Origin of the sequence: Chryseobacterium glaciei, from assembly GCF_001648155.1 — a bacterium.
Classification (GTDB): domain Bacteria; phylum Bacteroidota; class Bacteroidia; order Flavobacteriales; family Weeksellaceae; genus Chryseobacterium; species Chryseobacterium glaciei.
Window position 1 is genome coordinate 1,115,213 of the sequence record NZ_CP015199.1, and the last position, 12,582, is coordinate 1,127,794.

Genomic DNA, 12,582 nt, shown 5'->3' on the forward strand with positions numbered 1-12,582 from the left:
CAAAATCTCATGAATCAAAATGAAATAACCTACAGTGAGGAAGTTACAAAAGCACTAAATATTGCTCAAAAAATAGGTCGAGAAAATCTTAACAAATACTTCAATGGTGCACATTTGCTTAAAGCTATGCTCAACAGAGATCTTGGTCTTTTGAAACATTTAGAAAATCTGGGAATTGATGTTTTTTACCTTGAAGAATGGGCAGAAGTAAGGATCGAAGAAAGTCCTAAATCTTCAACAAATATTTACTCTTGTGAGCCGGATGAAATCATTGATGAGATCTTTGCAGAAGCCGATTCTGTGAGAGAAATTCTGGACGAAGAGGAAATATCTTTATTTGCTGTGATGACTGCGATCAGTTCTCCGGGAGTGGCATTCAGTTTTGATCAGATGAAAACTTTTCCAACCACAAGAAATGAATTACTGAAAGATGTTAATTCATTTGGATTAAAAACCGAATCCGAACCTTCAATATCAAAAAAGACAAGTAATACTTTTATCAAAAAATACTGCATCAATAAAAATGATCAGGTAAAAAATAAAAACAAAAAAGAACTTTTAGTAGGCCGAGACACGGAAATTAATAAAATCACAGAAATTCTTTGTCGCTTCAGTAAACAAAATGTCTTGATAATTGGTGATCATGGCGTTGGGAAAACCGCTTTAATAGAGGGTTTTATTCAAAAAAATATTGCAAAACAAATTCCGGATGTGCTTTCCGGTCTCCAAATTTTTGAGCTGGATATGGGAGGTTTAGTTGCCGGAGCTTCTTATAAAGGCGAAATCGAAGACAGAATTAAAAGTATCGCTCAGGAACTTAAAGCTTTCCCTAAATCTGTTTTAATTATTGAAGAATTTCATTCGCTTTTTGGAAATCAAGGCTCAGATTCAGGGATTGTCAATCTTTTGAAAAGTGAAATATCCAATGGTTTGACAATCATTGCCACCTCAACTATCGAAGAATACACGAAAAAAATAGAAAAAGAACAAGGTCTCGCAGGAATGTTTGAACTTCTAAAACTGGAAGAAACAGAGGATGAAACCCATCTGAGAATGTTGAAACAGACGTTAGAAGATTATCAGATTCACCACAAAATTAAGGTAGATGACGAAACCATGAAGGAAGCCATTCGTCTCTCCAAGCGATATATGAAAGAAAAAAGCCTTCCCGCTTCTGCGATTGACTTAATCGATCATACAATGTCTGTGTTGAAAACTGCAGGAGAATCTTTTTTAAAGGAAAAAAATCATTTATTAACCAAGATCATTCATCTTGAAGATAATGCCAACAATTATAGTGATGCTGAACGAAAACAGCACTCCGAGTGGCAGTTAAAAGACTTGATTGAAAAAACAAAATATCTCATCAGTACTTCAGATATTTATAAGGAAGAAAATCAAATTCCGGAATTTGAAAGTGCAGATGAAATTTTAAAATATTCAAGAGAATTAATTGAAAATGTTGAAAAAATAGCTCAGCAAAAAAGAACGCATATTACAGAACTGGATTTAGCGTTAATTATTTCTCAAAAAACCAACATACCGATCGGAAAACTGAAAGAAGAAGAAAAACAAAGACTCAACGATATGGAAAATGTCTTGGCAAAACGTGTTGTCGGGCAAGATCATGCTATTTCCATCGTTTCGGAAGCTGTGCTGGAAACCCGTTCAGGACTAAGTAAAGCCGGACAACCCATCGGATCTTTCTTCTTTTTAGGACCAACAGGAACCGGCAAAACAGAACTTGCAAAATCGTTGGCAGAATTCTTATTTCAGGACGAAAATGCCATCATCCGTTTTGATATGTCTGAATTTAAGGAAGAACATTCCGCAGCGTTGCTTTATGGAGCTCCTCCGGGATATGTTGGATATGAGGAAGGCGGACTTTTAGTGAATAAAATCAGGCAAAAGCCCTATTCCATTGTTCTTTTTGATGAAATTGAAAAAGCACACGCATCAGTTTTTGATGTTTTCTTACAAATTATGGATGAAGGAAAACTTCACGACAGATTGGGTAAAGAAGGAGATTTTTCGAATGCCATTATTTTATTTACCTCAAACATTGGTTCAGAATTTATTGTAGAATCATTTGGAAAAGGAGAAATTCCGCCCTCTTCAAAATTACTGGAAATGATGAGCCGTTTTTTCCGTCCTGAATTTTTAGGAAGACTAACGGAAACTATTCCTTTTGCTCCTATCAGCAGAGAAAATGCACTGAAAATTTTCGAAATTCATCTTAAAAAAGAATTATTAGATCTTGTAAAAAATCTAAATATTGAATTAAGCATTACTCAGGAAGCCAAAGAGTTTTTATCAATGGAAGGTTATGACATTAAATATGGAGCAAGACCGTTAAAAGGTATTATCAGAGGGCGACTAAGAAGACCTTTAGCTAAAAAAATTGTTGCGGACGAATATAAAGAAGGCGATAAAGTAGAAGTTTCTCTGGAAAATAACGATTTGGTTTGGAAGAAAATTAGTTAGACTTAAATTGTATGTTTCACCACAAAATGCACAAATATTTTCACAAATAAACACAATTTTACTATCAATAGGAGCAGACTTTAGTCCGCTTAAAAATATATAATGATAGTTGGCTTTAGCCAAAACTTAAATATTTTTATAAATAAATTTAGATTCTTTTAAGAATCCAAGATGTGAAGAATCAATAATTAACTGTTTGTATATTCAAATTTCAAACTTATAAAATCAATTAACCAAATTCAAACTTCGGATATGATTTTAGGAGAAAAAATTCAGTGGAATTCTACTTAATTTTAAATACTTATCATAAATTATATAATAAGATACATTCTTAAACCACTGAAAATAAACAGTAAATAAAAAGCTTACCATAACAATTTACAAATTCATAAAAAACAATCACATATTATATAAAATTATTACATTTAAAGGCTTAATAATTATTTAGTTCTAAAGTTTTAAATATTTATAAATTTTAATCATAATTCATGCAATCGATTACATTTTTAAATTTAAAATAGAATTTTAGGATAAATCAAGAATAAAATTAACGTAATAAATTAAAACTAAACAAAATATAATGGCAATTACAACAGGTAACAAAGAGTATTTTAAGGGAATAGACAAGATCCAATTTGAAGGAAGAGAATCAGACAACCCGTTAGCATTTAAATATTACGATGAAAATAAAGTCGTCCGTGGAAAAACGATGAAAGAATATTTCAAATTTGCAACGGCTTACTGGCATACATTCTGCGCAACAGGCGGAGACCCGTTCGGAGTGGGAACTCAACATTTTGACTGGCTGGCTTCTTCAGATGCTAAGCAAAGAGCAACAGAAAAGATGGATGCCGCTTTCGAGTTTTTCACAAAATTGGGTGTTCCTTACTATTGTTTTCATGATTATGATTTGATCGATGAAGCAGATAATTTCAAAGAATCAACCAAAAGATTAGAATTTATTACTGATTATGCTAAAGAAAAGCAGACTGCTTCAGGTGTAAAATTATTGTGGGGAACTTCGAATTGTTTCTCCAACCCAAGATTCATGAATGGGGCGGCAACAAATCCATCTTTTGATGTATTGGCTTATGCAGGCGGACAAGTGAAAAATGCGTTGGATGCAACCATTAAGTTAGGTGGAGAAAATTACGTTTTCTGGGGCGGTCGTGAAGGCTATATGTCTTTGCTAAACACCAACATGAAACGTGAACTTGAACATATGGCGAAATTCTTACATATGGCGAAAGATTATGCGCGTTCGCAAGGTTTCAAAGGAACATTTTTCATCGAGCCAAAACCGATGGAGCCTACAAAACATCAGTATGATTTTGATGCAGCAACTTGTTTAAACTTCCTTCGCCAATACGATTTATTAGGTGATTTTAAATTAAATCTTGAAGTAAATCACGCTACTCTAGCCCAACATACTTTTGAACATGAATTACAAGTTGCTGCCGATAATAACGTTTTAGGAAGTATCGATGCCAACAGAGGAGATTATCAAAATGGTTGGGATACAGACCAATTCCCTGTTGATTTATATGAAATGACTCAGGCGATGTTGGTCATCATTGAAGCAGGTGGATTCCAAGGTGGAGGAGTAAATTTTGATGCAAAAATCAGAAGAAATTCGACAGACTTAGAAGATATTTTCATCGCTCACATCAGCGGAATGGACAATTTTGCAAGAGCTTTCCTAGCTGCTGATAAAATTTTAGAAAAATCAAAATATTCTGAGATCAGAACCAACAGATATTCTTCTTTCGACAACGGAAAAGGAAAAGATTTTGAAGAAGGAAAATTATCCCTTGCGGATCTAGCTTCTCATGCAGCAGGACTTGGAGAAGTAGGTAGAGAAAGCGGTAAGCAGGAATATCTGGAAAGCTTAATTAATCAATATTTATAGTTATTAAACACAAATTGCACTACTATATTGCACTAATAACACTAAACTAGTTTGTGTTTTTTGTGAAAGAATTTGTGTCATTTGTGTTTAAGCAAAAATTAATCACAATTAAAACTAAACTATGCAAATTATAGATTCGGGGCCGAAATATTCCTCAGGAACAAAGGTCAAAATCAATATGGTATATGTCACCATGCTCACATTGGTTGCCACTTTGGGCGGACTTTTGTTTGGATACGACACCGCAGTAATTTCAGGAGCTGAAAAATCAATTCAGGAGTATTTGATCATTCCATTGGGATTGAGTTCGTTGGCACATGGAGCGACGATTTCCAGTGCTTTGATCGGCTGTATCATCGGAGGTGCAGTTTCAGGGTATATTTCAACCAGATTAGGAAGAAAAAAATCTTTGATGCTTGCTGCATTTTTGTTTTTCATCAGTGCTTTGGGAGCTGCTTATCCTGAATTTTTATTTTTTAAGCACGGTGAACATTCAATGGGTGTTTTGCTGGCTTTTAATTTTTATCGAATTATTGGCGGTATCGGTGTTGGACTTGCCTCTGCAGTTTGTCCGATGTACATTGGTGAAATTGCCCCTGCCGAAGTCCGTGGAAGATTAGTTTCTTTAAATCAATTTGCTATTATTTTCGGGATGTTGGTTGTTTATTTTGTCAACTGGGGAATTGCCGATGGAAAAAGCCTTGAATGGATCAACGAAATCGGATGGCGTTATATGTTCTTATCACTAACGATTCCTGCAGTGTTGTTCGGAGTTTTATTGTTTTTCGTTCCGGAAACGCCACGTTATCTTACCTTGATTAAACAAGATGATGAAGCATTAAAAATTTTAACCAAAATAAACGGTGAAGCACGAGCAAAAGAGATATTTTCTGAGATAAAAGGAACCGTTGCAGAACATAAAAGTGAGATTTTCGCGTTTGGAAAAACAGTAATCATTCTGGGGATTTTGCTTTCTGTTTTTCAGCAATTTGTAGGAATTAATGTTGCTTTATACTACGCTCCGAGGATTTTTGAAAGTATGGGTGTTCATAAAGATGCATCCATGCTGCAAACTGTTGTGATGGGATTGGTTAACGTAGTTTTCACGGTTGTTGCTATTTTCACGGTTGATAAATGGGGCAGAAAACCTTTATTGATAATCGGTTCCATCGGAATGGCAATCGGAATGTTTGCGATCGCTATTTTCTCGTATTATCATATTATCGGGATTGCAACGTTGGTTTTCATTATTGTTTATACCGCTTCTTTTATGATGTCTTGGGGGCCAATTTGCTGGGTTTTAATCTCAGAAATTTTCCCGAATAAAATCAGAGGAAGTGCCATTGCAATCGCAGTTGCCGCACAATGGGCAGCCAATTATTTGATCTCTTCAACCTATCCTTTTATGATGGAATTCAGTGGAGCTTTCACATACGGTTTTTACGGAGTAATGAGCGTTTTATCATTAATCTTTGTCTGGAAAATGGTTCCTGAAACAAAAGGAAGATCTTTGGAAGACATTGAAAAAATCTGGAAAAAGTAAAGTATTTTTTATATCAGTTAGTAAAATAGGGCATCGATTTTTCGGTGTCCTATTTTGGTTAAATTAACCACACATTTTTGATGTTTAAATTCATCATTAAATGTCATTTTTTATGATAAGTACTATTGATTATATGCAAGTACAGCTTTTTATCACATATAGAAAACAGCCTTAAAACAAAGATAACTAAGCATTTAAATACATTTTATCTTTAATTTAATCATAACCAGTCATAACCTGATATAAAATACATAATATTTCCTGTCTGATAGTTATAATTTGATTAAATTTACCTCAACAACGTATATCATTTTGACATACACAAAACAGCTAGAAAAACTCATTTATGAATAAGAAAAGTGCCACCATATACGATATTTCGAAGAAAATTAATGTAAGTGTGGCTACTGTTTCCAGGGCGCTTAATGATCATCCGAGGATAAGTCAGGCAACAAAAGATTTGGTGAAGAAAACCGCCAAAGAAATGAATTATAAGCAGAATAATCTTGCCAAAGCTCTTAAAAGTGGTGAAACAAAAAACGTAGGAATTATCGTTCCTTTTGTTAATACCAACTTCTTCTCCTCCGTTATCCGTGGAATTGAAGAAGAACTTTCTCCGCACGGATATCATGTAATTATTTGTCAGAGTCACGAAGATGTCAATATTGAAAAAAGACATTTAAATACTTTGCTGAACGCTCAGGTTGACGGGATTTTCATGTCCGTTTCAAGAACGACAATTGATACAGAACATATTCAGAGTATTTTAGATACAACCAATACGCCGATCATCTTTTTTGATAGAAAAAAGGATATTCCGGGCATCAGCACCATCGTTATTGATGACTACCGAGGCGGTTACATGGCTACCGAACATTTAATTAAAGAAGGTTATAAAAATATTTGTCATTTTGCGGGAGATCTTAATCTTGAAATCTATCAAAACCGTCTTAATGGTTATAAACAGGCATTACTTGACCATAATTTCCAGGTTAAAGAAGATAATATCATCATCACAGGAAGTTCAATAGATGAAGGAATTGATGCGATAAAAAAACTTTGGGACAGCAAATCGATTCCGGATGCGATATTTTCTTCAAGTGATTTTGCAGCGTTGGGCGCTTGTCAGGAATTAAAAAAACGTAAGATTAAAATACCTCAGGAAGTAGCCGTTATTGGCTTTTCAAACGAACCTTTTACCCAATTTATGGAGCTTTCGATGAGTTCTGTAGATCAAACTCCCGTTATCATGGGAAAAATGGCCGGACAGGTATTTATTGAAAGCGTAAAAGAGAATGGTTCCGGAGTTTCTATTGAGAAAAAAGTGGTGTTGGCGCCGCAGCTTTATATTAGGAAGTCTTCGAAAAGGAAGTAAGTTTTTTTGATATAAATTTCTTTTGTCTTGAAACAAAAGAAACAAAAATTCAAGACTTGGAAACTTCCGCTAAAAAATATTTTTGTTCTCTAAAAATCCCAAAACTCGTGCGAATTTAACATTTGTTCTTCGGTTTGATATTTGTCTCGCACTCAAACAGTGGGATTTTCTTAACGTTCACAAAACTATTTTTCTTAACGCTCCATTTTCCTATGTCGTTATTGACAATTCACAGTGTAGTTTGTTCATTCTGACGAAGGAAGAATCTCAACTTTTTCATTAAAAATATTTAAGTTTTGGCTAAAGCCAATCTGGATTGTATATTTATTAAACGGGCTAAAGCCCGTTCCTAATGATGCAAACTTTGTGTTTATTTGTGAAAAAAATTTGTGTCATTTGTGTTTAAATTGAATTTCCTCCAAAAGAAAATGCCTCCCACAAATGTAGAAAGCATTTTCAACCCTAATATTTATATAATTAAAACAATTATAAACTTACTCCCCGTCTCCAGGGAATAAAATCGTTTTGATTCAAAATTGCGGCTTTTGTTTTTACCTCTCCGCTTGCGACTTCGATGATAAATTCTAAAAGCTCTTCTGCCTTTTCGTCGATTGTTTTTTCACCTGTAATCACGTCTCCTGTGTTGAAATCAATGATATCGGGCATTCTTTGTGATAAAGAAGTGTTTGACGAAATTTTCACAACGGGAACAACCGGATTTCCAGTTGGAGTTCCCAAACCTGTTGTGAATAAAACTACGTTTGAGCCTGAACCAACCAAAGCCGTTGTACATTCCACGTCATTTCCGGGGGTGCATAATAAATTTAAGCCCGGTTCTTTGATGTATTCTGTGAAATCGAGAACGTCATTTATCGGCGATGAACCACCTTTTTTAGCAGCTCCTGCAGATTTCATGGCGTCGGTTATCAGTCCATCTTTAATATTCCCCGGCGATGGATTCATATCAAAACCTGATCCTGCAGCAACGACTGAATCTTCAAAATCTTTCATTAACTGTAAGAATCTTTCCGCATCATCTTCATTCACGCAACGGTTCACCAATTCCTGCTCTACTCCACATAATTCCGGAAATTCTGAAAGGATGGTTGAACCACCGATTCCAGCTATTAAATCTGATAATTGTCCTAAAACCGGATTGGCAGAAATTCCTGAAAAACCGTCTGAACCCCCACATTCCAATCCTAAAACTAACTTAGAAATTGGGGTTGGTTTTCTTTCGATTTCATTGGCTTGCTTGATGGCTTCGTAAGAATCTTTGATGATTCCGTTGAGCATTTCATCAACTGTTCCGGACTTTTGCTGTTCGTAAACAATGATCGGTTTTTTATTATTCGGACTGATTTTTTGCAATGCATCCGTAAAAATCTGAACCTGTAAATTCTGACATCCCAAGCTCAAAACCGTTGCTCCGGCTACATTCGGATTATTCACATAACCTGCCAATAACCTTCCCAACGCTTCTGCGTCCTGACGAATACCGCCACAACCGCCTTGGTGGGTGATGAATTTTACATCTATATTTTTAAAAACCCTTGAATTCTGATCTTCTTCAACAGCAGTTTCCGTTTCAGAATTATTGATTAGCGATCTTAATAATAGCTGATGTTTTGTTGCTTTTTCGAATAACAATTCCTTTTCAAAAACATCTTTTAAGATTTCCACATTTCTGTTTTCACAAAAAACCAATGGGAAAAATAACCAAACGTTTTCTGTTCCGACCTGCCCGTCTTCTCTGTGATAACCCATGAAAGTTTTATCTTTCCATTTGTCAACATTCGGAGCTGTCCAAACCGTTGTCTCTGTTTTGCCTTCTACTTTTGCGCTTTGGTGCTTAACATTTTCAGTCGTGATAACCTCTCCTTTCTGGATCGGCTGACTCGCTTTTCCCACCAAAACACCGTACATAATGATCTCGTCTCCAATCGCAAGATCTTCGGTCACGAATTTGTGTTTCTCCTTCGTATCTTTTATAATATCATAAGTAAGTTCACCCAAAGTAACAGTTTCTCCCTGCGTCAGATCAACCAATGCCACTGCTACATTATCTTTGGGATTTACTTTCAGTACTTTCTTTTGCATAATTTTTTAAGAATAAAATTGTATAAAGTTGTGATATGCAGTTTCTATATCGTTGTGATCAATTTCCCACAATGCTTTTGCAACTGCAGATTTCAAACCATTAACCTTTGTAAGGTCTGTGTCCCAGAAAGATGTTTCGCTTAGCGCCAATTCTGCGATTTTTTCGTAATCTTCGTTTGCCCAGATTTTTTTGAATCTAGTGACAATCGCTTCTTCATCATTTATCGGTAGAGATTTTTCACCAAAATTTCCTTGATAGAATCTGATTAAACTTGCCAATGAGAAGGTTAAATTAAGCGGTAATTTATGGTTAATTTCAACATATTTTAACAGACTCGGAAGAATTCTTACCTTAAATTTAGACACAAAATACAAAGCGATACTTGCCTGATAATGCTTGATAAAAGGATTTCTGAATCTGTCGAAAACTTCTTCAGCAAAATCTTTCAATTCTTTTTCATCTAAACCTAATGTAGGATTTACTTCATTAAAAATCGTTTCATTTAAAAATTTACCTAAAAATTGATTATCGATAGATTCTTTTACCGTTTCTTTTCCTGATAAAATTGCTGGAGCCAACATCAATGTGTGACCACCATTCAAAATTCTCACTTTTCTTAAACGGTACGGCTGAATATCATCAACAACCAAAATCTGTTCGTCAATTTTATCAAAAGGAATTCTTTCTTTTAAATTTGATGCATCCTGAATGACAAAAAGCAAGAAAGTTTCAGAAACGACCATCATTTTATCTTCATAATCCAATTGATCTTCGTACGTATCTGAATCATCTTTCGGATAACCCGGAACAATTCTGTCTACCAATGTATTATGGAAATAATTACTTTGTTCAATCCATTGCACAAAGTTAGCTTCTAAATTCCAAAGTTGGGCATATTTTAAGATAATTTCTTTTAAAGCAAAAGCATTGTCTTCGATCAATTCACATGGAATAATTCTCAACCCTTTGTCTTCCGCTCCATTGAAATGTTTGAATCTTTCGTGTAATAAAACCGTTAGTTTCGCAGGAAAATTCTTGTGCGGACCAGCGTAATCATTTTCTGATTCGTCATAAGCAATTCCTGTTTCTGTCGTATTGGAAAAGATAAATTCTAATTCTTCTTCTTTCGCTAACGCTAAGAATTCATCATAATTTGTATAAGGATTGATCGACTTCTGAATCGCAGAAATCACCTGTTTTGTATCAATGATCTCGCCTTTTTTAATTCCTCTTGAAAAAAGCGTGTATAAATTATCCTGCTCTTCCAATTTATGAACCGAACCACCTGCTGTTGGCTGAACGTTTACGATTCCTGCATTAAATCCTGCTTCTTTATTTAATTTATCAATCACATAATCTGTGAATCCTCTCATGAAATTCCCACCCCCAAACTGTACAATTTTGATTGGAAGCTTTTCCTGAGAACCGTTTAATTCACGATTTAATTTTTGTTTTGTCTGATTTTCCATCTTTCTAATTGATGATTTTATTTTTTTAACGCAAAGAGCGCAAAGATTTTTTGCAATTATTGCGGTTGATTTTTACGTTCGCAAGGGCGTTTCACTCAGCTAAGACCGCTATAAAATCTTTGGATCTATTTTTTGTTTAATCAAACCTTGAAGGTTTAGACTGGATATATTTATTTACTTATCACTTTATATTTTGGAACCAATGATTTCATCACTACCCATGCAATTAAATAGGCTACTGCGCAGATTGAGAAAATGATCATATATCCTTTATCAATTCCATCTGAAACTACTGCTCCGGACTTTTTTAACTGCTCAAAGAAATCATCCGGTAAACGATCGTTGATGTACTGAGGATATTTTTCCAACAAAGGAACTCCGTCCACTGTTGACCAAGCTTTATGGGCATGATCGAATAATACTCCTGAAGATTTATTAATGATAAACGAACCGATTCCACCTGCCATTCCGCCAATTCCAGTGATTGTTGCAATTGCTTTTTTCGGGAACATATCTCCTACCGTCGAGAAAATATTTGCCGACCAAGCCTGGTGAGCTGCTCCAGCAATTCCGATAATTAAAACAGGAATCCAATACGTTGCAGTACCTAATGGTTGTGCTAAAAGTGCTAACAAAGGGAAAAATGCGAAAATTAACATCGCTTTCATTCTTCCTGTGTAAGCGTTCATTCCTTTCTTTTCAACAAAATATTTTGGAAGCCAACCACCGATGATCGACAATAAAGTGATCATATAAAGAACGAATAATGGTAATGCACTTTGTGTGGAATCCATCCCGTACACTGAACTTAAATAAGCCGGTGTCCAGAATAAAAAGAACCACCAAACGCCGTCTGTCATAAATTTTCCAAATGCAAACGCCCAAGTCTGTCTGTAGCTGAAACATTCTTTGAATGTAAATACTTTTTCCGGAACAGAAGTATCTTCATTAGGAAGATCGTCCTGATCCTGATTGATATACGTTAATTCATGTTCGTTAACTCTCTTGTGTAAATGCGGTTTTTTGTAAACAAATACCCAAAGTCCCATCCATACAAATCCTAAAGCACCAATAATGATAAATGCCCATTCCCAACCCATTGATTTTGCAATAAAAGGGATCGTAAGCGGTGCTGCCAAAGCTCCGACTGTTGCTCCTGCATTCCAGATACTTGTAGAAAATGCTCTGTCTTTTTTAGGGAAATATTCCGCCGTAGTTTTGATCGCTGCCGGGAAATTTCCTGCTTCACCAATTGCCAATACGAAACGTGCAAAAATGAACAGTGTAACACTCGTACTGATGATCGCGGATGTATTGGAAACCGTACCAATCAATTCTTTCGAACCATGAAAACCAGCTGCCCAGTTTCCGGTAAGAATTCCTGAAGTTGCAATTCCACAAAATGCATGCAAAACTGCACCAATAGACCAAATACCGATTGCCCAAAGAAAACCTTTTTTAGTATCCATCCAATCCACAAACTTTCCTGCGAAAAGCATTCCTACCGCATAAAATATAGAAAATAATGCAGTGATGTTTCCGTAATCGTTGTTATTCCAGTGAAATTCGGGTGCGATAAAATCTTTCCACGTTAATGACAACACCTGACGATCCAAATAATTGATCGTAGTAGCGAGAAATAGCAGAAGACATATCGTCCATCTGTAGGTAGTCGGTTTAAGAGATTTAACTGAACTCATA

The 12,582-nt window shown here is 35.3% G+C and carries 7 protein-coding genes; 4 read left to right on the forward strand and 3 right to left on the reverse strand.

Annotated elements, in window-relative coordinates:
• The first annotated feature begins 9 nt into the window (after nt 1–9).
• The 4 genes from A0O34_RS04955 to A0O34_RS04970 all read left to right on the forward strand — a co-directional run bounded on the left by A0O34_RS04955 (nt 10) and on the right by A0O34_RS04970 (nt 7,311).
• Nucleotides 10–2,484, forward strand: a complete 2,475-nt coding sequence (locus A0O34_RS04955; RefSeq protein ID WP_066751991.1) for an AAA family ATPase — start codon at nt 10–12, stop codon at nt 2,482–2,484.
• 580 nt (nt 2,485–3,064) lie between these two features.
• On the forward strand, nt 3,065–4,393 hold the full coding sequence (gene xylA, locus A0O34_RS04960) for a xylose isomerase (protein ID WP_066751994.1): 1,329 nt from the start codon (nt 3,065–3,067) through the stop codon (nt 4,391–4,393).
• 121 nt (nt 4,394–4,514) lie between these two features.
• Nucleotides 4,515–5,936, forward strand: coding sequence for a D-xylose transporter XylE (gene xylE / locus A0O34_RS04965; RefSeq protein WP_082891098.1), 1,422 nt, complete (start codon nt 4,515–4,517; stop codon nt 5,934–5,936).
• 346 nt (nt 5,937–6,282) lie between these two features.
• Entirely contained in the window at nt 6,283–7,311 is a 1,029-nt protein-coding gene (locus A0O34_RS04970) for a LacI family DNA-binding transcriptional regulator (RefSeq protein WP_066752001.1), read from the forward strand.
• A gap of 486 nt (nt 7,312–7,797) precedes the next feature.
• Here A0O34_RS04970 and A0O34_RS04975 read toward each other — a convergent pair whose 3' ends face one another.
• The 3 genes from A0O34_RS04975 to A0O34_RS04985 all read right to left on the reverse strand — a co-directional run bounded on the left by A0O34_RS04975 (nt 7,798) and on the right by A0O34_RS04985 (nt 12,581).
• Nucleotides 7,798–9,411 carry a UxaA family hydrolase gene (locus tag A0O34_RS04975; RefSeq protein WP_066752003.1) on the reverse strand — a complete coding sequence of 538 codons (1,614 nt, stop codon included), beginning with the start codon at nt 9,409–9,411 and terminating at the stop codon, nt 7,798–7,800.
• 6 nt (nt 9,412–9,417) lie between these two features.
• Complete coding sequence (locus A0O34_RS04980; RefSeq protein ID WP_066752005.1) at nt 9,418–10,881, reverse strand: tagaturonate reductase; 1,464 nt, start codon at nt 10,879–10,881, stop codon at nt 9,418–9,420.
• Between the two features lie 170 nt (nt 10,882–11,051).
• Nucleotides 11,052–12,581, reverse strand: a complete 1,530-nt coding sequence (locus A0O34_RS04985; protein ID WP_066752008.1) for an MFS transporter — start codon at nt 12,579–12,581, stop codon at nt 11,052–11,054.
• Nucleotide 12,582 lies beyond the last annotated feature (1 nt).